Source organism: Paenibacillus sp. DCT19, assembly GCF_003268635.1.
GTDB lineage: Bacteria > Bacillota > Bacilli > Paenibacillales > Paenibacillaceae > Paenibacillus.
Genome location: NZ_CP029639.1, coordinates 6,100,830 through 6,122,192, shown reverse-complemented (window position 1 = coordinate 6,122,192; position 21,363 = coordinate 6,100,830). Strand labels below are relative to the sequence as shown.

General features: G+C 47.8%; 13 protein-coding genes and 1 pseudogene. 12 read left to right on the top strand and 2 right to left on the bottom strand.

The genetic code is table 11. The annotated features are described in order from the left end of the window. Positions 1-184: 184 nt before the first annotated feature. Positions 185-1,117, bottom strand: coding sequence for a hypothetical protein (locus DMB88_RS27725; RefSeq protein ID WP_128103871.1), 933 nt, complete (start codon positions 1,115-1,117; stop codon positions 185-187). 435 nt (positions 1,118-1,552) lie between these two features. Between DMB88_RS27725 and DMB88_RS27720 the strand changes: the two genes are divergently transcribed. The 12 genes and pseudogenes from DMB88_RS27720 (at position 1,553) to DMB88_RS27670 (ending at position 18,882) form a co-directional block, all read left to right on the top strand. After that, on the top strand, positions 1,553-3,346 hold the full coding sequence (locus DMB88_RS27720; RefSeq protein ID WP_128103870.1) for a vWA domain-containing protein: 1,794 nt from the start codon (positions 1,553-1,555) through the stop codon (positions 3,344-3,346). Positions 3,347-3,364: 18 nt separating this feature from the next. Next, a pseudogene (locus DMB88_RS27715) lies at positions 3,365-6,753 on the top strand (tubulin-like doman-containing protein). A gap of 1 nt (position 6,754) precedes the next feature. Continuing rightward, entirely contained in the window at positions 6,755-8,521 is a 1,767-nt protein-coding gene (locus tag DMB88_RS27710; RefSeq protein WP_254438368.1) for a transcription initiation factor TFIID, read from the top strand. Continuing rightward, positions 8,494-9,171 carry a hypothetical protein gene (locus DMB88_RS31620; RefSeq protein WP_254438367.1) on the top strand — a complete coding sequence of 226 codons (678 nt, stop codon included), beginning with the start codon at positions 8,494-8,496 and terminating at the stop codon, positions 9,169-9,171. Before DMB88_RS27710 ends, DMB88_RS31620 begins: the two co-directional genes overlap by 28 nt. Before the next feature lie 75 nt (positions 9,172-9,246). Next, the gene (locus tag DMB88_RS27705; protein ID WP_128103869.1) at positions 9,247-10,530 is read left to right on the top strand and encodes a vWA domain-containing protein; all 1,284 of its coding nucleotides are present in this window, start codon (positions 9,247-9,249) and stop codon (positions 10,528-10,530) included. Positions 10,531-10,551: 21 nt separating this feature from the next. Next, positions 10,552-11,199, top strand: coding sequence for a beta-mannanase (locus DMB88_RS27700; RefSeq protein ID WP_128103868.1), 648 nt, complete (start codon positions 10,552-10,554; stop codon positions 11,197-11,199). A gap of 38 nt (positions 11,200-11,237) precedes the next feature. After that, positions 11,238-12,497 (top strand): TRAFAC clade GTPase domain-containing protein, encoded by a 1,260-nt coding sequence (locus tag DMB88_RS27695; protein WP_128103867.1) that lies wholly within the window; start codon positions 11,238-11,240, stop codon positions 12,495-12,497. After that, entirely contained in the window at positions 12,494-15,673 is a 3,180-nt protein-coding gene (locus DMB88_RS27690) for a GAP1-N2 domain-containing protein (protein ID WP_128103866.1), read from the top strand. Before DMB88_RS27695 ends, DMB88_RS27690 begins: the two co-directional genes overlap by 4 nt. A gap of 443 nt (positions 15,674-16,116) precedes the next feature. After that, the gene (locus DMB88_RS27685; RefSeq protein WP_128103865.1) at positions 16,117-16,629 is read left to right on the top strand and encodes a hypothetical protein; all 513 of its coding nucleotides are present in this window, start codon (positions 16,117-16,119) and stop codon (positions 16,627-16,629) included. Positions 16,630-16,665: 36 nt separating this feature from the next. Continuing rightward, positions 16,666-16,782: a CPBP family intramembrane glutamic endopeptidase gene (locus DMB88_RS27680; protein WP_254438366.1), complete on the top strand. Its 117-nt coding sequence runs from the start codon at positions 16,666-16,668 to the stop codon at positions 16,780-16,782. 406 nt (positions 16,783-17,188) lie between these two features. Then, positions 17,189-18,079 (top strand): ABC transporter ATP-binding protein, encoded by an 891-nt coding sequence (locus DMB88_RS27675; protein WP_128103864.1) that lies wholly within the window; start codon positions 17,189-17,191, stop codon positions 18,077-18,079. 323 nt (positions 18,080-18,402) lie between these two features. Then, positions 18,403-18,882: a glutathione peroxidase gene (locus DMB88_RS27670; RefSeq protein WP_128103863.1), complete on the top strand. Its 480-nt coding sequence runs from the start codon at positions 18,403-18,405 to the stop codon at positions 18,880-18,882. A gap of 1,039 nt (positions 18,883-19,921) precedes the next feature. Here DMB88_RS27670 and pelA read toward each other — a convergent pair. Beyond that, on the bottom strand, positions 19,922-21,136 hold the full coding sequence (pelA, locus tag DMB88_RS27665; protein WP_254438365.1) for a pectate lyase: 1,215 nt from the start codon (positions 21,134-21,136) through the stop codon (positions 19,922-19,924). Between the last annotated feature and the right edge of the window lie 227 nt (positions 21,137-21,363).

Sequence of the window (21,363 nt, the reverse complement as noted above, 5' to 3'; positions counted from 1 at the left end):
ATACATCCAAATAATACATCAAAGGCACCCCGCATTCTAAAGAATTGTGGGGTGCCTTTGTATAGATCTATACATGATCATCATGAAGAACATACACGTGCCCTAATTTGATGCAGGGATGAACTCATTTTCTGTCGTCTATATACAGGGATCTAAGTTTGCACTCATTCACCTATTGAAGATATCAAGATTGTACCTCGACGTAATGATCTCGATATTTCTCGTCATATACCCGACCGACTGATTCTGCCAGTCCACCTCGCGCTTTATGGGGGTAACGTTCTATGGTGTGATACAAGCGCATGAATCGATCCTTGGGCATAAAGCGGGCGTAGCGGGTAATAAGACTAGGGAATAACTCAATATATTTGCTTTTGCGTACAGCCGCGGCGGCCACGGCAGTTAGGATCTGAATGCCATTGTGTAGCTGTAAAATATTCACTTCGTACGTAGCGATGTAACGAATGGCATCTTCACGAACCAGATCAGGCTTGATTCGAGCAATCTCACCGATATATTCAGCGAGCAGTCGCTCAAAATTGCGAAGCAGCAGTGGTTTCAACTGTAAATCCATGTCACTCCGAAGGACGAAGGATTGAAGTAGAGCCACTTGCTGAAGACGAATTCGATCATTGTATACGAGTGAGCCAATCTCACGCAGCATCTCATATGCGAGAGCTTCATCCTCCTGTCGAGCTTCGGCGACTAGCGCCCAGTTGCGGTTGATGCCCTGACGGATCTTTTCCCGTTCCTCGTACAACAACCGCTTCATCTGGCGGAGTTGTTGGACAGGAAAGGCGCGTTTATGAATATAGATGAGCCATCCGATGAGCAGGAGAGACACGGTTGCGGCTAGCATCGTTTGATCGGTCGTCTCACCGAAATAGGTAGCAGCAGACCCCAGAATAATCGTAAATAGGAAATCACGAGCGATCCGGCGCTTAACCCTTGAGCCAGCATGTTCCTGAACATGAATCAGTGTGCTGCGGCCACAGGATGTGCATTCATCTTCCCATAAGCAGGTATATTGTCCACATCGCTTGCACACACGCAACTTTTCAAAGGCATATGTCGTCCGGTTAAAAGGTCTAATAGAAACCACTTGTTTTGTGCTCATGCTCTAATCACGCTCACCGTTCAGTATAGTGTACAGCGTGCGATCTGAATCTTCTCGGGTCACGGGCTTCCGGTTGTGAAGATAGAATCGAACCGCTCTAATTAGGACAAAAAGAAACAATATGGCGAGACATACGTATGTAACCATAATTCGATCCTCTCTAGATAGCGTTATTGTGCGTACAAATAAAGGTGATCGCACGCTACGTTGTTATATTGCGGTTTGATGGCAATAACTATATCATATTTCCATAGTTGGAATATTTGTTCCAACCAAAAGGCTAAAATCGTCGATTATTGCCAGTCATTACAGAATTGTAACTCAAGATAGGGGTGCTTTTCAGAATTTATTAGTAGACTGTTAAGATTTCCTTAAGGCTTGACGCCTATAATAAACTATTCCCATTTTAATCTCAAACGTGAAGGAGTACACCTCATGCTGCGCACACGCAAAATACGCTGGCTTAGTGGAACCTTGGTTCTGCTGGTATTACTAACGCTACTGCTGCCTTCGACGTTGCTGCCTCAGGCGGTAGCGGCTCAGACACAATCAAGCGGAATTGATGCGGTACTTGTGGCCGATGTAAGTAATTCGATGAACACAAGTGATCGTGACAAGATTAGCAATGAAGCCATGAAAATGTTTATTGATATGTTACCTGTCCAAGGGGACAAGGTAGGGATTGTCGCATACACCGATCAGGTCGAGCGGGAGAAGGCGATGCTAGAGATTCAGTCAGATGCAGACAAAAGCAACCTGAAGGATTTTATTGATCAGCTGGGTAGAGGGCCATACACCGACATTTCAGTAGGTGTTGCCGAGGCTGTGAACATCCTGAACCATGGTGCTGATCCGTCTCATTCCCCGATGATCGTACTGCTGGCGGATGGTAACAACGATTTTAACAAAACAAAAGGTCGTACACAGGCACAGTCCGATGCGGATCTGGACATAGCCGTTAAGGAAGCACAGGCACAAGGCATTCCCGTGTATACGATTGGTCTGAATGCCGATGGCAAACTGAACAAGGATGCACTCGCTGACCTAGCCGAGCAGACAGGTGGTAAGTCCTTTATCACGGATACGCCGGATGATCTGCCACAGATTCTAAGCGAAATATTCGCAGATCATGCCAAATTAAATGTCGTAAAGCTGCCTTCCATTACGGGAAACGGCAGTTATCAGGAAGTTACCGTGAACGTGCCGAATGATAGTGTGTTAGAAGCTAACATCTCGATCATGTCATCGAAGCCAGTCGAGATCCAATTAACCGATCCAGCTGGCAATGCTGTCGATCTGAACTCCGATGCAGCCAAGCTATCTACTTCGAAGAGCTATTCCTTGGTGAAGTTGCTCAAACCGGAAGAGGGAGATTGGAAGCTGCGAGTCAAAGGGGCTCCGAAGGACAGTATTGATATCAATCTGCTGTTTAACTACGATCTGCAACTCGTCGTGGATCCAATTAAGACCAAGTCCTATAAAAAAGGCGACAAGATTGATCTAACCGCGAAGCTGGAGAATGGTGGTCAACCATTACAGGATCAAGACCTGTATGCTGATATGAAAGCAACGCTGGTGATCAATGATGTGGATACAGGTAAAAGTGAGGAACAGCCGATCGAGAACACAGGAGATGGATTTGCTGGTACGTTCACCGTTCCAGATAACCATCAATACGAGTTGATTATTCGAGCAGAGGAAGATAGCTTTTACCGGGAGAGCGCTCCAGTCATCATTAATGCTGGCGGAGCAGCAGGAAGTGGAACTCAGCCAACGACATCAGCCGGTGGAGAGGACAAGCCATTCCCATGGTTACCTGTGATTCTGGGTGTCATCGCTCTGATCGTTGTAGCGGTTGGAGGCTGGTTCCTGATGGGCTGGCTGAAACGTAAAAATCGCGGGTTTGTCGGTCAGATGGTCGTTGAGATTCGTGATGAGAACACAGGAGACAAGTCCTATCCGCAATACAAAAAGCTAGCATCATTCCGGGGCAAGTTCCATCTGCATCAATTGCTGCAGCTAGACCCTGAACTTAAGGAAACCGAAAAATATATATTCACACCCGGCAATGGTGACCGGATTATGATACGCAACACGGCAGGAGGCACGCTGGAGAAATCCGGCCGTGCGGTCGATGCAAGCTCAGGCGTTGAACTGAAGAACGGTGATCGGCTGAGCATCCCGCTGCAACAAGCGGATAAAACCATTTTGATTGAGTATTTAGTGTAACCAAAGGGAGGACATGGAATGAAACCGATTGTTAGAGAACATATTCAGCAACTGGATGTATCGCTTGGCGGAGGAATTGTCAGCGAAAAAATCAGGGTTGATACCATCGATAACCCGATGTTGATTATTGGTCTTGGGGGAACAGGGATCGATGCATTGCTTCGTCTCAAGTATCAGATTAATCGTCGCTTCAAGCTGCCACAAGATCCAGTGTCTAAGAAGAAAATGGAGAAGCCAGACAACGTCGAGTTTCTTGCATTCGAAACGAACGAACAGGATCGTGCCAAGAGATACAAAGGAATCGGTCTAGACCCGATTAACGAATTCGTGTTACTGTCCAATGCCGAGATTGGCGGATTGCTGCAGAACCGCAGTGTGTTGGAGCCTTATATTACGGACTGGCTCTCGCCAGAGCTGAGCATTACGGATGGCATGAACGGAGCCGCAGGCGTTCGTCAGGCAGGTCGTCTGCTGTTATTCACGAAGATCAACCAAGTGGTGCAAGCCATCGATAAGAAGATTAAGACACTTTCCGTAGGTACAAATAAGAAATTGATGGTGTTCCTGCTCACGGGTCTGTCCGGGGGACTGGCAGTGGGTGCTTCCTCGATATTTCGTATATTGTGCGTGGCATCATCGAACGTGATCATGGCTCAGCGGGGATTGACCGCGTTAATACACTCGGCTACCTGTTCACGCCAGACGTGAACTTGTCCAACAAAAGCTTGAGTGAGCATACGCGGGAATATATCCGCAAGAACGGTTATGCTGCGCTTAAAGAGCTGGATTACTGGATGAACGTGGACAGCCGCGGTGAACGCTTTACGCAGAAGTACGGTAATATCCTGACCGTTAACTCCCCGTTGCCACCGTTTAATCTGTGTCACTTGATCTCAGCCACGAACACGGAAGGTAAACTGCTGGAAAATGCGTACGATTACTGTATGAATGTTACGGCAGAGAATATCACCAACTTCATGGCGAGTGAAGAGAAGCAGTCTGGTGAAGAGTTCGCGATCCATGACTACATTAGCAACATTCGTACCAACATTGCACAGATGAACAAGGTGTACCCAGCGAACTATGATTACAACATCATCGGTGCATCCTCGGCTGTACTGCCGATTGAAGAAATGACGACATATCTGGCGTACCGGATGTTCGACAAGATGAGCACGATGTTCTCCAAAGCACCAAATCAGGAAGATACCGAGAAATTCGCTCGTAAGTTAGGCATTGATCTCGAAAGCGTAGTGAAGGCATTCGAATCCCGCGTGCCGGAGCCGCTTCCAGGTTATCAGAACAGTGAACGTCTGTCCTACAACAATGTCGTGAAATCCCAAGTGGTGAACATGGACACAGAGCTGGAACAGAACTTCCTAGCACGTGCACGTGAAGAATATATCAAAGCGAAAAAACAGCATCCGGGTGAGATTGCAGGGCAATTCACCGAACAGATTCGCCGGATGTTCCTGCATCCAGAGCAGGGGCCATTCTATGTTTCTCGTCTCATCTATACGGAGAAAGGCTTCTGTATTCTCAAGATGATCCAATCGTACATTGAGACATTACGGGAGAATGCTTTCCGCATTCCACGCGATATCGAGGCTGCCCAAGAACAGTCTGAAGAGAAGCTTGGTGATGCGAAGAGCGCCTTCGTCTCCAAAGAGAAGAAAAAGAATGCTTATATTGAAGCCAAAATTCATGAATACTGGCTGCACGCTGATGTAGAGCGGAACGAACAGATGATCGAGTTCTATGAGGATCTGTATGAACTGCTCAACCAAGAGAACAGCCGCATCTATAACGTATTTAGCGAAACTTTGAATGCACTCAGCTCGATTTTCTCCAAGAACGGAGATATTCTGACCCGCGGGGAAGAACAGGCAGATCACAAAGGCAACAAGACGTATTATTGGAACGTGGTAAGTGTACCGGATATCGTCAGCGTGGTGGATGGGCTGTTAGACAAGCGTGATACGGATGACTTGATCCGTGACTTCTCTCGTGAACTGTTAGAGAACTCCAACCAGTGGGTGAAGGAGAACGAGATTGACGTGGTAAGTTCCATCTCAGACTTCTTGACCGAGAAGTTCGGCGACCTGATTACCCGTTCGATGGAAGATTTCCTCGTGATCAAATATGGTCAGGATGAGTCTGTTGAGAAGTTCGTAGAACGGCACATCGCAGGTAAACTGGATGATGAAGCGGTGCCCGTATTTAACCTGAGCAATAGCACGGGTAGCCTTCACTTCCCATCATGGGGATTCGTATCCGTACCAACACAGGCACCAGGTATTCTCAAAGGAATTCGCAATTATCAGAACAATGCGGTAGGGAAGTCTCACTTTACGGTTAAGGAGAGCGAGGTTCGTAACCGAATCTTCTGGTTGAACACACGTAACGGTGTGCCGCTCTTTGTGTATACACCGCTGAAAGTATATGAAGAAAGTTACGAGCGTACCATTCTGGACAAAGAAGGAATTGGCCGCCACCTCGTGCAAACGGAGAAAAATAACTGGACGTATCTTCCGTCTCCGATTCCAGAGAAATCATGGGGCGATGTGTATGAGAACAGCCGCGTGAAGCAGTACAATGCCCGTGTTCGTTCTGAATTCGAGCAAGCGCTCGGATACAACATCATTATTGCGAAGACGTTGGATGAGAACACAAGCAACCGCTACGCGGTAGTAACGACAGAGCCGTTTGATCTATCCGCGAAGTTAGGTAGCTACGACATGCGTCTGACATCAACTACACCAAACCTTGGTGAAGTGAAGCGGGCGGTCATTGAACTGAAACGTCTGCAATCCGAAGGATTGCCACGGGTCAGCGTGAAGGATATTTTCGGAAGTATTAATGAAGATATGGCCAAAGAAAACCTGGTGCGTTCTCCACAACTGATTGCGCGTGTACGCGAGGAACTGGCGAAGATGAATGCAATCTCGGTGAAAGCATCTGAGCTTGAAGCAATCCTTGCTCAGCATCAGGATGAAGAGCAGTGGTATGATCGCTTCATTGAAGCCCTCTATACGGACACAATTGTGAAGAAGGGTGCACTGTATGTCTATGATCGTGACCCCGAGGAAGATGCATGGGAGCCGTTCGCCAATCTGATGAAGAGCCGTAACTTTGCTGAATATGAGGTGTTTGGCAACTTCCGTGGATTGTCGGAGAAGGATCGGAACACCTTGCTTCGCAAAGCTTCACGCCGGGATAACGATCTGACCGCTTCGGAGGATATCGCTCCTCTCCTTGCGAAACTGGATGAACTTGCTGCACTGTTCATGGAATCCCGTGATCGTCTGGAATACGAACGTGTCGAGCTGGCGAATGGCGAGGATATCTATCAGTTCTACAGAACGATGTCGTCCAAGCTGAACGACATTCGCAGAAGGTTGAAGTAAGATGGCTGCCAGGATGAAGCACAGCTTGGAGCAATTCGCGGCATCGTATACGGCGGAGCAGGAACGTCAGGGCAGTCTGGGTGATGGTCGCAGCAGCATCCATTACCCCGCCTTGTTCTTGTTCGTAGGTGACCTGGTTGCGCCGGCATTACCTGTTGTCCGTGAGATCAACCGAACGAAGTGGGATAACGGGGATGGCGTGGTCTATGTACAGGTTGGAACAGAAGACTTGGATCAACAAGAGGAGCGTAGAGGCGAACGAGCTGAGGATAGTCAGGTCGCTCGGCATATTTTACCACTGTCTACGGCACAGTCCGAATCATCCAAAACATTGCGCAAAGACATATACCGTCAGTTTCACGATTCAGATCAGGCACTTGCGGGTCTGAATCGTACTTTACGGCGGGTGAGTAACCGGATCGCTGAATACGGGCGTCTGTATTCTTCATTTGATCGCATCTATGTGACGGTTGTAACTAGAGCGGATGACCCATTGAATGTGCTTTTGCCTGAGCTTACGAAATTGACGGAGACGATACTGGCTCAATCCTTCAAATCGGTGCAGACAGATCTGCATGTTCTGGTTAGTGAAATGGAGCAAGTGAACTCATACGGGTATGCAAGTGCAGCAGGACTGGCCTTTTTGCGAGAGCTTGATTATATGCAGGGCTTGGATTATACCTTTAGCGGTCGTCTGCTCGTGACGGAAGATGGCATTTCTATTCCGGTCACCCATCCGGCTTCGCCGCTGTTTGACCTGGTGTATATTTTGTCAGATAAGAATGAACGGGGCACAGGGGTATCTGGTGGTTGGATAGAGAATGCCGAGATTATCTGCCGCATCTGTCTGCTCAAGAATCGTAAACAGGATATGGATGCTGCTGGCACCATTTCGAGCACAGGAGCGAACACCTACAACAATACCTCATTCAAAAATAACATTCGCACCACCTCAGATCAGCATGGTTATGCCAGCGCAGGTTATGCTGAGATCAGGCGTCCCAACAAGCCTATCGCGCTTGCTGTGCTATATCACTTCTACCGGCATCTGCTTGAACAGATGCGGAAGGAACCGGAGGATTGGGGCATCAAGGACAAGCTTTCGTTCTTTGGCCTTGATCCGATTACAATAGAACGTAAGATTGATGGGCTATTACCAGGTGAGGATCTGGTCAGTGGTATGAGCGGCATCATGACCCATAACGTCAGCTATGCTGATCTCAAGCCGCTATCGCTACGTGAAGCGGAGAGAGCGCTGTTCGGTCATGGAGCTGAAGCGTACTTCCGTGATAATGTGGCACGTAAGGTCGAAGAGCGTGTACGTCAGCGGAGTACCGAAGGTGCTCTTCGTCAGCAGGCAGAACAAGCTCGGGATGAACACCCGGAGGTAGGTTACTTCCAGTGGGCGGCTTGGAGTAATCATGGAATGGGAAGTGTACGGGAAGGCTTGCTTGGATTGATTCGGGACAAATCCATGCAGCTTGAATCGGCACGAGCTGTTCTTGAGCAGCGGTTGCAGGAGCAGGTACAGGATCAACCGTTCAAAAGAGCCTTATTCCGTGATAAACAAAATGTACGCAACGTGATTGACTGTATCCTTGAACGAGTGTATGTACCGAAGGTGGAGTTATTACGGATTGAAAATGAACTGCAATTGCTGCGCATCTACGATACGGAGATGGAGCAGCTTCACGCTTTTAGTCGAGGCATCACCCAGTCCTTGAGGGACTGGAACAAACATTGCGTGAGACAGCCGAAGCGAGCATAGCCGCAGCGGATGAGTACATTGGACAAAATGTCATGGAATACTACGGCAAAGTGACGGAAGACCTAGTTACGGATCTAGAGGCCAAGCGTGGACGGGCCGTATGGTTTGAAGACCGCTATATGGGGGATATGAACCATCTGGCTACGCGGGGCAAGGAACGTGTATTGGAGCGTCTTATGGACGTATGTCATGCGCTGTTACTGAGCGCTGAACCGTTGCGTGTCCCTTTTGAAGAAGAGCTATTACAGCGTGCCAATGTCACGATTACGTATGGAGATAAAAATGTGTTAACGCGTGATGACCTGTTCCGTCGATTATATCGCACGTTAGAGGATCAGGCTGTTGTACGTGTTAGGGTGTTCGATTATACGCAGGAACATCGGTACGAAGAAAAGTATTTCTTTGGCGACCATGATAGTGCCTTCATGGACTATGCGGCACATGCCGAGGAAACTTCACGAATCTACAAGCTTGGTGTCGTGTATGAAGAGCGCAGCAGCGGCGTAGAGAAATTGAATCTTATGGGAGGCTTCCATCTCGAGGATCTGATGGTCTATCGTAATGCCAAGGTATATTACGAGTCCTATACAGATAACGGATATGAGCTGCATCCTGAAGGTCTTGCGGACAAACTGTCTCCCGTGCGGTAGCCAGCCCTCGTCATCACTCACGCTTGTATTAATTCAGCCTCATTAAGGGCTGGTGTAGAAAGGATGCATGTGAACATGCAGCGAAAAATCAATCTTCTCCTGGTACTGTTCAGCCTCGTTGGCGGAGCAGTAGGATTTGCGGCAGGGGAAATCATGCTGCATCAGTGGCTTGGAGAGATGCCTCGTCTGTTGCTGATGGGATTATATTTCGGTGTTGTTGCACTAAGTGTGGGTCTATTCTGCCTACTTGCTGAGATGATCTCACCGAAGCTTAACGGTGCTTCATGGAAGCTGCGATATCTGAGCTTATCTTGGAAATTACTTGTCCCGGCAACACTCGCACTCTTATTCGTGGTGGGGCTAGTAGTACAACTGCTGTATCAGATCAATCCAGGCGGTGTGAAGCAGGTCAAGGATATCGTGCTCATGATTGACAATTCAGGCAGCATGACAGAGACCGATCCGAATAATGGCCGCTTTGAGGCCGCGAAGACGCTGATTAGCCAAATGGAGAGCGATAAGCAGGTAGCCGTCATTACATTTGCGGATGAGCCAGAACTGTTGCAGCCGTTCATTGCGCTGGATAATGAAGCAGCTAAGAATGAGGTATATGACAAAATCGATAGCATCGTGACAACCTCAGGCGGAACGAATTTTGATGCGGCTTTGAAAGAAGCGATGGAACAGATTAAGGGCAAACAAGATCCGAAGCGTGGTACCGTTGCGATATTGTTATCTGACGGTATGAGTGAAGTCGATACGTCTGGCATTCTATCGGAATACGTGAATGAACAGATTGCGGTCAACACGGTGGGACTCAGCTTGGTAGACCCTTCGGGAACGGATCTTTTGCGCAGCATTGCTGGGCAGACAGGTGGCCTTTATTATGATGTGCCGGATGCAGGTGGGCTTAACCTGGCATTCCAGCAGATTTACGATACGATTGATGAGCGAACACTGGTTACGGAACGTACGGGTATGATGGAGCATAGCACGTATCTGGCTATTTTCCGCGTAGCTGCCCTGCTGTTGATTGGGGTAGCGCTGGGTGTATCTCTTGGACTGGTATTTGATAATCGTCATCTGGCGCTCAGCTTCGGCGTCGGTGGAGCAGTCTCAGGTCTGTTAGCCGGTCTCCTTCTAGAATGGGGGCTGGACGGATCACCTGTCGGCGATGCATTTGTAAGGCTTGGCGCAATGCTCCTGCTGGCTTCCGTATTGACCCTGTTTACATGGATTATTCCGATGAAGGAGAATACACCACGGAGCAATCGCGGCCGGCGCGATGCCAGAAGAGGGAACGCTTCGGCAGAAGGGTTCGGAGGGCGCGCAAGAGACACACGAAGCAAAGGATTCTAAACATCGGGAGGTCTTAGGAACATGCAATTTACAGATGCAGATCCTTCGGCGCCCACCATTCGCAAACTGACACTGGCGGTGGACGAGGGCATGTGTACGCTCCGCTGGCTCTGGCCAGAGGCTGTCGAGGCTGTGTATGTTGAACGGCTGGAGGTTGCGATGCTGGGCAAGGAGAACAGCGGCGATGCACATGCGCAAGGTAAGTTGAAGCTCTATACGCGTGAGGAATACAAAGCAAGTAACGGATACGTGGATCGGATAACCGGTTTTGGAGCGATCCGTTATACGGTTTATATCTGCAGGATGGATGATGCCGAGCCTGTCTTGCTCCGTCAGTCGAACGATGAGAACACGGTGATGGCGAGTGCAGGCAAGGCGGATATTCGATTTTCCATTCGGTATAAGAGTGGTTTTTTTCAGAAAAGAAAAAGTGTATTCATGACCGTTACGACCGAAGCACCGGTTCCGAAGGAGGCTCTCTGTTATGTTCGTAAACAGGGGAGTGTCCCGCTTAACAAGGAAGACGGTACGGTGTATCCATTTGTAAATGATTTTGCACCTGGAAGAAATGAGATGCCGCCTGTTGAGGTCGGGAAGGATGAATACGTCAGACTATTCTTCACGGACGGCCCCAAGTATGGAACGGTGTACCGGCTAATATCGGACTAATGAATAGGTTGACTTTCAATTAGGGGAGGGGAGTGGCTATGAGCTTTTTTAGTCGTTTTTTGAAAAGACAGCAGCCAGAAGAACGGCCGCTATTTTACGATATTGTATGTCCCTATTGTTTCAGTAAATTCTCGCCGGAAGAGGTTGTATTCCGAGCAGCTCATCACCGAGACGACGATGAAGACTACGCACTCGGGGAAGATGCGAAGCTGAATCGTTATCGTGAACGCTTTGGGCTTGATACGGTGTTTGATATGGAGGCCGTGCTTGCCCCGCATGACGTACCAGAGGAGCATCGCATTTATTCAGATAACATTGTGATGGGATTAAATGATCGGTATGGTGTCGTTACCCGCCGCAGACTGTGCCCGCATTGTCATAATGAGCTACCTGTGACAGCAGGCAAGGCGCCAAGCAATATCATATCCATTATTGGGGCTTCCCAAGTGGGTAAATCGGTGTACATGACATCGCTCATCCATACGTTACAGCATTACACAGCCGATCATTTTGATGCTGCTTGTATGCCGCTGAATGCAGAGATTAGCCGTAGATTCCGTGCGGATTATGAAGAGCCGTTGTTTGAGCGGGGGGATCTGCTGGATTCAACGCAGAAGGAGAAGCTGCAGGAGCCGTTTATTTTCCAATTTGTGTTCAAGGACGAAGATAAAGCTCCACTGACATTGGTGTTTTTTGACGTGGCTGGTGAAGGTATGGTGGAGCAGGATTATCTGGGACTTCACGGACAGCATATCAAAAATTCAGCCGGCATTCTGTTTATGGTTGACCCACTTCAGATTCGCTCCATTCGGGACAAAATCCGGATTAACCTCGGCAATGAGCCGGGTGAGTGGACACCACGATATGATGAACCGCGCGACGTGGTACTGACATTGTTCGGTGACTTTATCGCTTATCAAGACAAGGCAAAAACAAACATTCCAACAGCCGTTGTGCTGACCAAAAGTGACATGCTGCATTCCCTGAAGGATGAGGATGGCGATTACATCAAATCCAACAGCAACGTGTTCCGTAACATGGTACACCGCGATTGGTTCGACTTGACGGAGTTTGAAAATATCGATGGAGAGATTCGCCGCTTTATTGAGAAGGTGGATCGTCCGTTCAAAGGCACAATGGATGTCTACTTCAAAGATACGGCATACTTCGCTGTGTCCGCACTAGGAAGCAATCCGGTAGATATGAAGCTACAAGGTGTTGTTAGTCCGATCCGCGTGGACGAGCCATTCCTATGGCTACTGTACAAGCTGAAGTACATTGAGGGGAGAGTGGGATGATGCAGTCTTCCATGACCCCGCCGATTGAACAGCAGATGTATACCCGAGAGCGGCGAGGGGTATTTCGCACCACAGAAGGCTTCGATACGGTCGCGGCATCACCGGGACTGGAACCTTCTTTTATCAAAAAAGTACTTCATCCGTACTGTGTCTATGATGCTCCTGCGGAGCTGACTGGCCGGAGCGAGAAGGACGAGACCAAATTCCCAGCTGCAATACATCTACTGCATCTGGACAGTGGAGAGACGATTCTAGGGCAGAATGTGTACCAAGCGGCGGACTTTACTGGGCTTCGAAGTGCTTTCTTCGCCCATAACTATGTACTGTCTCCTGAACGCTCGGAAGAGCTGATGAGAACGGGTAGCTGGCTGGATACGGCATTTGCCACGTCCTATGACATCGAGCAAGGTACAGTGCTGCCTGCGCTGTCTGTGTTACCGCGTGTTTCTACAAGGGAGAGGGAAGTTGGGCAGGGCTCTGAAGCGTCTTCAGCCGCACCTAGCGAGATTCTAGCGGGGTTAAAACTGAATGAGGCATTGTTCAAGCGTCTGCTCTATGCTGTGATGCAGGCTGTTGCGACACGCCGTAAAGTGTATATCGCATTGGATCTGCCCGCAGAGCAAGTCACCGCAGGGGCGAAGGAGTTGCTTCGTCTGCTCTATACGGCACTACCTTACGCCTACCGGAGACAGCTTGGGTTCATGACGTTTGCGAAGGAACCGCAAGCCAAAAAAGGCATTCATCTTCAGTTCGTGGAGAGAGGCACACTTCGTCCCAAAGATCGTAATACAGAGAAGGACTTTACGTTTGATCTCATGTCAGGCAGGGTAACCCACGCGGATGCAGCAGTGGCGAATCTTCCTTATATGGATTTTGCGTGGTCATTGCTGCATGATCCGGAGGCAGCCACGCCGTTTTATTCTTTTGCCGACGAGATGCTGTCAGGCATGGAGCCTGGACGTGAGCTTTCGGTTGAAGCGTACGGGGAGTTATCTCTGTTTTACCGTCTTGAACAGGGACATGAAGACTTATACCTTAATAACAAAAGCGGTGTGCTAAGTGGGCTTCTTACATATCTGAAACCCGAAGCAGCCATCCAGCGCCGCGCTCGTCTGAATGAGCTATTCCTGACGCTGCTTAGTCGGGAATTAAATAATGTTAAACGAGAAAATGTGCCTGAGGAGCCGGTTGCAGCTCGAATCAGTGATTATTTCACCGTAGCCGCACCAGTCGTGCAATCTCGAATCGTGGACTATTTCATCTATGCGATCAACAACGCGCGCACACAGAAACGTATGCGAGCCGTTCAAGAATTATATAGTTTGCTAAATCGGAATGAAGAGCTGAATCGTGCATTTTTCGGTAAGGTGTTAACCAATGAATCATTGACCAAGCTGTTATTTGAGCCTTATCTGGACGCTCAATTAAAACAAACAGAGTCAGCGGCAAATGTGGTGGATGTCATTGAAAATTGGGTGCTATCCCATCCGTCGTCTATCCATAATGCTTTCTTGCTGGAACGGACAGCCACAGAGCTCCGTGAGCGACTATGCTCTGCACCGAATCCGGTGCAATCCGCCAATGAAGCGCTCAGTCGAGTGAGTGTATTGGACCGTGTCTCGACTTCCATGGAAGAGCCTGTGGACATGGGGATTACGGGACAGATCGGTCAATCGGAGGCCGTTGCCCGTCCAGAACGTAAATCTGGAGCTGACGCTGCAGCCTTGTCATATCAAGAGCAATTAACCCGTCTAGCGGATAAGCTTGCCTACGTCATTAATCTCTTCCTGATCCAAGATCTTGACCTAGAGCGAGTGAGCCGGGCACATCTGTTAAGCATTGATATTTTGCAGCATGATCGTGAGGTTCGGGATTGGGCTGCACGTCAGGGCTCAGATGTATCCGCACGCACGAACATGATGCTGGCCGCGAGAGCCTGGCTCAGTGGTGAAGGTCGTGATGAAGAGGATCTGGAAGCCCTCTCCCTTACAGAGCGTAATGAGCTCCAGCGTTGGACCAGACGCTGGCTTGCCGATGAGCTTAGAGAACGTCCTGATCAGGATGCGTTCGCAGCCTTGCCTCTTGCCTTTTATCGTGGAGGTAATGGGGCTAAGCTTGACTATGCAGGTCTGATTGAATTTGTTCGGAGCACAGCAGGCAGTGAGCGAGGTCTGTATCCGTTTCTGGAATGGTCGGGCAATCAACGGCTGTTTGTCCGGGGATCTCAAGCGAGTAAGCCATACTCCGATGCGATCGTAGCGTACTTCAAGGCGCATGATCGTGAAGCCTTCAAGTCTAAGTCAGCCTTTAAGCCATATTATGCTAGAGCTAGTAAGACCATGAAGCCAACCTATGACCGGGCGAAGTCGGAGTTATCTTCATCCCTGGTACGTTTATTGACCGGGAAGAGGAAAAATGTTTTTCTAGGGTCATTCGTGGTGATTCTGATTCTCGGCATTGCCGGAGGAACGTATGCTTTAATGGGGAATAATGCAGAACCACCTGCAGCTTCACCTACACCGGTTCAAGACCCTGCGATCCCGGCTGAACCAGAAGTTTCGTTAGCCGATCAGATGGCATACATTGTACCGGCAACCGAAGAGAGCGGCACAGCGACTGCGCCGCAACTCGTCATTCGCTTCCGTAATGAAGCAGACCGTGATGGATTGCAGACGGATAAGCTGCAATTGAAGCTGGCGGACGGTAGCGTCGTTGAACTGGAGGATGCCACAAGTGAATGGGAGAGCTTCAACCGGAATGAGGAACCAGATGCGGTAGATTCATCTGATGGTGAATCACAGGATACGGAAGAAGGGAATACGGGGGATAGCTCTGATGGAAGTTCGGAGAGTACCTCTACTGACACAACCGATGATACCCAATCCAGTAACGATGGAAGTCAGGATTCCGATTCGACCACAACATCCGATTCTACGGAATCTACGAACGAGTCTTCCCAAGATGGAGCGGGGACAACGCCATCAGGATCTTCTGACGGAGCGGAGTCTGGAGAAGAAGGTTCTGCTGTGACAGTACCACTTACCGTGGAGGCGGCAGATCGCTTATATCCTTTCGGCCAACAGGTTTCACTCCCGACGGATGTGGATCCAGCGAACATTGTCAGTATCCAAAGCGGAGCCACTGAGATTGAGCTATCATCACAACCGGAAGCGTAGAAGACAGTCTTCTGTCCGTTTTACGTATTGAATGTAATGAACTTATGTATAGTGACTTGTGTCATGCAATTCATTCATATTAAATGACCTCGGTAATGGTTTGCCGGGGTCATTTTTTTGTGAACAGCAATTCATTTTCATGTAACATTTGGATGGTTTTGGCTGTCTATATAAGTTGAACTAAAGAATATTTACACTTGCCACTCCAATGACAGAACAATCTTCCGATCGCTGTTATCCCCAGATTTTTTTGATTCTTCTTTCCTAAAGGGAAATCCGGGGATAGCTAATGCTTCCGATGTAGCTTTCTTGCAGAAAGCTTTCAGGCGAACGCTCCGCTTCTTCAGATTATTTCTGTCCTCTCCGTTCTCGTGTAAATGTTAAGTTCAATTTTATATAGGATATAGCGGTTTATATAATAAATGAGATGACATAGGGGGCATATGATGAAAGTTTGGTTAGCAATCATACTGATGTGTTGTGTCGTAGTGGGATGTTCTAATGCAGGGGATCCAATCTCAGACCCACCGGATCAGATGGAGAAGCAAGATGGATCACTTACAGCAACAAGGCAAGTGGGGAATTATGTGCTGCAGCTTGTGGCGACTCCTGAAGGGGAGCAGCTTATCCATTTTCGTCCCAGCATCAAGTATGTTGGAGAGCAGACCGAGCATGAAATCTTTCATGGAGTTGCACTGTTCGATGTTGATCTACATCATGAAGGGGAATCTATTTTTCCGCCAAGAAGCTCTATCGACCTTGGAGTTACAACCGTCCTAAAGGCTAACGAGTGGTATACGGAAGAGAAAGAGCTTCAACTGACTCAGGAACAGCTTCGAGACATCCCTATGGATGAGATTCAAGTGGTATTAGAAGCGAGGTTTGACTCTGATGAAACTGGATTTGATGATAAGAAAAGAATGATCTTACAACTTCATGAGATACAATCGGATTGAAAAATTGCACCCTATCCTACGATGAATGCCATGCCTGTGAATTTTATTAGAGGAATTGTACTTGCATGGACCTATGAACGTACAGGATCGGTCGTGCCTGGCATGATCGTTCATGGTGTGTTTAATACAACTGCTGTGTTGTTAACGCGTTAGGATAGAGTGCATTTTATATAGTGCATGCGAGGGCGGATGAATACTGTGTTATGAATGTGGGTGTGGTTGAGCTCCTGATCCGAGTTTCTGCATAATTGGAACGCAAGAGCATATTGATAATTGGGGTGATTTTCGCGGAGAAATGTTGCGATAAGTAGCATTTATGCTGAGAAAAGCTCTCACATTCACACAGGCATTTAAGGGGAAAATAACTGAAGTCAGTAGCTAAAATGTGTCGATCCAGCTTAGAAAAAATAGATAAAATTTCGATTACCTGTTGACAAATGATAATGATTATCAGTATCTTTAGTATATAAGATATTTTGCGCCGGAATAATCAGAATTACAATTTCGTTTTCGTTGTCGATAGCCGGGGTACCGGGATAAATGAGAGAGGGATGATCGAATGTTTCGTCTGGAGACGTCTAAGCTGGATATCGCTTATGAGGAAAGACTAATTGTTGAGGATCTGAATATCCAGATTCCCCAAGGGAAAATCACAGCACTTGTTGGAGCCAACGGCTCAGGAAAGTCTACGATCCTGAAAACGATGGCTCGGATCATGAATCCTAAGGCTGGTAACGTTCTGCTCGACGGAAAGTCCATTCATAAGCAATCTACGCGTGAAGTAGCGAAGCAACTCGCGATCTTGCCACAGAATCCTACAGCTCCCGAAGGACTCACAGTAACGGAACTGGTGTCTTATGGACGATTCCCTTATCAAAAAGGTTTTGGTTCAATGCGTGCTGAAGACAAGCGCATGATTGAATGGGCGATTAATGTAACAGGCATGACAGAGTTCCATGACCGTCCAATTGATCAACTGTCTGGTGGACAACGCCAACGCGCTTGGATCGCTATGGCACTTGCGCAGGAAACGGATATTCTCTTCTTGGACGAGCCAACAACGTTCCTTGATATGGCTCACCAGCTTGAGGTGTTACAGTTGTTGGAACAGCTTAATGCGACAGCTAACCGCACCATTGTGATGGTTGTCCATGACTTGAACCATGCTTCACGTTATGCGCATCATATGATCGGAATCAAGAAGGGTAAAGCAATCGCTACAGGCTCGCCTGTAGAGGTTATGAACTCGGATGTACTCCGTGAAGTATTCAACATTGAAGCGGATATCGTTATTGATCCACGTTCTGGTGTACCTCTCTGCTTGCCTTATGCTCTTGCAGGGGAGCGTCAACAACAATCTACGACACCAGATCCACGGGTAATCAACAGTGCGATGGTTCATGCTGGAGAACGTACAGAACAACGTGTTCATCAGGCAACGGGAAGTTAAACAGGTAATTAATGATTAAAGACCCTTCATAGAAGGTCATAAATTATAGAATAAAGCCATGTGCAGTATTGTACGTGGCTTATTTTTGTTTAGAGATGGTTGTAAGAGGTTGTTACTAAACTTTTATGTAGGACGCTGCCATAGCGAAGAGTCTATTGAAAGGCGAGTGGTTACAGACAGATAGGTGTTGAGGATATTTGGTAATTAAACGGTTCATGTTTATAATAGTTAGTAAGACAGGCTATTCAAGAGCGCACATCGTTCTGATTGGGTAAGCTTATGTCTAGAATCAAAACCAAATTCAATCATGGGAGGAATCAGTCATGTCCGTATATTCATACAAAGCGTTAACTACCGCTAATCAGGAAGCACCTCTGGATCTGTATCAAGGTAAAGTATTGGTGATTGCCAACACAGCCAGCAAATGTGGACTGACTCCACAATACGGCGAATTGCAGAAGTTATACGACCGTTATCGCGATCAGGGTCTAGTTGTATTGGGCTTCCCTTGTAATCAGTTTGGTGGGCAAGAGCCAGGCACGAGTGAGGAAGCAGAATCGTTCTGCCAAGTGAACTATGGGGTTAATTTCCCTGTGTTTGCCAAAGTCGATGTTAACGGCGAAGACGCTCATCCATTGTTCCAGTACCTTCGTGAACAGCAACCAGGTGAGGGTGAAGATAACACGATTCAGTGGAATTTCACGAAGTTCCTGGTGAATCGTGAGGGTGAGGTTGTAGGTCGTTACGAGCCTAAAGAATCTCCAGAAGCCATGACAGCAGAGATTGAGAAGCTGCTCGGTTAAATACATGATGTGGGGAGCTTGGTCTCTGTTAAGAAACCAGGCTCCTTTATCATTTTATAGAGGTTGTTCAAAAAGTCCGCTTTTGATTACGAAGGATGCCTGACGGCATCATCAGCGTCGAATATAGGATTCAGCCGAAATGTCCGTTGCTCACGTAGCCTCAACCTACGCTCCGCTACTCCATTTCTAGCTTCATCCCATCTTCTTGGCACTGAAAAGCGAACTTTGTGAACTTCGATTGTAAGAGGTTGTTCAAAAAGTCCGCTTTTGATTACGAAAGATGCCTAGCGGCATCATCAGCAGCGAATATGGAATTCAGCCGAAATGTCCGTTGCTCACGTAGCCTCAACCTACGCTCCGCTACTCCATTTCTAGCTTCATCCCATCTTCTTGGCACTGAAAAGCGAACTTTGTGAACTTCGATTGTAAGAGGTTGATCAAAAAATCCGCTTTTGATTACGAAGGATGCCTGACGGCATCATCAGCGTCGAATATAGGATTCAGCCGAAATGTCCGTTGCTCACGTAGCCTCAACCTACGCTCCGCTACTCCATTTCTAGCTTCATCCCATCTTCTTGGCACTGAAAAGCGAACTTTGTGAACTTCGATTGTAAGAGGTTGATCAAAAAATCCGCTTTTGATTACGAAAGATGCCTGACGGCATCATCAGCGTCGAATATAGGATTCAGCCGAAATGTCCGTTGCTCACGTAGCCTCAACCTACGCTCCGCTACTCCATTTCTAGCTTCATCCCATCTTCTTGGCACTGAAAAGCGAACTTTGTGAACTTCGATTGTAAGAGGTTGATCAAAAAGTCCGCTTTTGATTACGAAGGATGCCTAGCGGCATCATCAGTGCCGAATATAGGATTCAGCCGAAATGTCCGTTGCTCACGTAGCCTCAACCTACGCTCCGCTACTCCATTTCTAGCTTCATCCCATCTTCTTGGTACTGAAAAGCGAACTTTGTAAACTTCGATTGTAAGAGGTTGTTCAAAAAGTCCGCTTTTGATTACGAAGGATGCCTAGCGGCATAAGCTTTATGATCCAGGCAAAGGTGTGCTTAGAGGGTAGTACCCGCTATCCGAAGCAAGCTTCAACAGATTACGCGCGTAGCTTCCTGCCCAAGAATACCCGTGTCGCCGTTCTTCGCTGATGTCCAGAATGTTCATGTACTTTAATCCATCCCGATCCGCATAAAAAGGCACATCCTCATCTACGTTATAGAAGCGGTACCAGATCACGCTCCCCGCATCTGGTTCAAAATAAACAGGTCCTTGTCGATTATATTTGGTTCCATTTTCCCGAACGGTATCAAACCAGCGCAACGCTGCTTTGGCTGCTCGTTCAATCTCCGGAGTCTGGGGTCTGGACATGAGAAAGGCCGTTACGGCTACAGATTCAGATCCCGACTTGGAGGCCAATTCATACGCTCTACCTGCTACAGGAGCATAGGTCACAGGATCATGCTGCGCACCCCAAACGGTAGGCTGACCGTTATTGATAATCTGTGCTTTAAGGGTATAATCGATACCCTTATCAAGGGCAGTCTTTAATTTATTGCGGTCACTGTTGCTCAGGATATCGTTGTCGAATCCCTGTCTTCGCTCCACGATATCGTCAATTAGTACCATCGTTTGTACCATAGCATTGTCATTATAAGTCACTGCGTCGGAGTAATTGCTTCGCTTAGGATAAACCTGTGGCCATCCTCCAGACGGATATTGAGAGGTCAAAACAAAACCAACCGCTTTACGGACGCTGTCTCTGAAGGCAGGATTTCCTGTTTTGCTATACATATCAGCCAGAAAACGAATCTCGGATGTTGTAGCATCATTATCAAATGTGCCCAGTTCAGTGCCATTTGGGTCCTTCCAGCCTGAGCGTGCTGTCACGCCGTCCCAAGGTGCTGCATATTGCTCTTCCATGTCTTTGTAGAATCCACCATGCGGCATCTGCCAGGAAACGATATTGAGTGCATAGGCTGTATCCTTAGCTAGATCACCAGTGGCAAAATTACTGAAATCCCTAAACTTATGAAGCAGAGAAGAGACATCTACACCTGCTGAAGCTTTGGAGGACAGAACTTCGGTTTTGATCGTAACGGGTGGGGAATCGAGAGCAGCGGCAGGGGCAGTGGAAGCAGCAGAAGCAGCAGAAGCACCGTAAGGTACAGCGACTCCGGCTGTCATCATGGCAACGGCAAGCGCGACGGGAACCAATTTGAGTGTGGCAGGCACTGAATGTTTCTTCAAATGAACGCCTCCTGTGATTTTGGTATTTGTATCATATAAAATCCAAATAAAGGATCATACGCATATATTGTAAGCGCTTACTATAATGAAATCAACCCATTTACCTTATGCTTTTGAAAAAAAATTGGATTTACCTTCCTGAATTTACGTTAAGGGAGGGTAAAAATTAACCCATTTACTGTTCCTCTTTGAAGCAGTTCAGATCATCACACTGGAGCATAAAGGGC

Bases quoted from the DNA above. Each gene is read 5' to 3' on its own strand.
- DMB88_RS27725 (WP_128103871.1), bottom strand. From the start codon at position 1,117: ATGAGCACAAAACAAGTGGTTTCTATTAGACCTTTTAACCGGACGACA.
- DMB88_RS27720 (WP_128103870.1), top strand. From the start codon at position 1,553: ATGCTGCGCACACGCAAAATACGCTGGCTTAGTGGAACCTTGGTTCTG.
- DMB88_RS27710 (WP_254438368.1), top strand. From the start codon at position 6,755: ATGGCTGCCAGGATGAAGCACAGCTTGGAGCAATTCGCGGCATCGTAT.
- DMB88_RS27705 (WP_128103869.1), top strand. From the start codon at position 9,247: ATGCAGCGAAAAATCAATCTTCTCCTGGTACTGTTCAGCCTCGTTGGC.
- DMB88_RS27700 (WP_128103868.1), top strand. From the start codon at position 10,552: ATGCAATTTACAGATGCAGATCCTTCGGCGCCCACCATTCGCAAACTG.
- DMB88_RS27695 (WP_128103867.1), top strand. From the start codon at position 11,238: ATGAGCTTTTTTAGTCGTTTTTTGAAAAGACAGCAGCCAGAAGAACGG.
- DMB88_RS27690 (WP_128103866.1), top strand. From the start codon at position 12,494: ATGATGCAGTCTTCCATGACCCCGCCGATTGAACAGCAGATGTATACC.
- DMB88_RS27685 (WP_128103865.1), top strand. From the start codon at position 16,117: ATGATGAAAGTTTGGTTAGCAATCATACTGATGTGTTGTGTCGTAGTG.
- DMB88_RS27675 (WP_128103864.1), top strand. From the start codon at position 17,189: ATGTTTCGTCTGGAGACGTCTAAGCTGGATATCGCTTATGAGGAAAGA.
- DMB88_RS27670 (WP_128103863.1), top strand. From the start codon at position 18,403: ATGTCCGTATATTCATACAAAGCGTTAACTACCGCTAATCAGGAAGCA.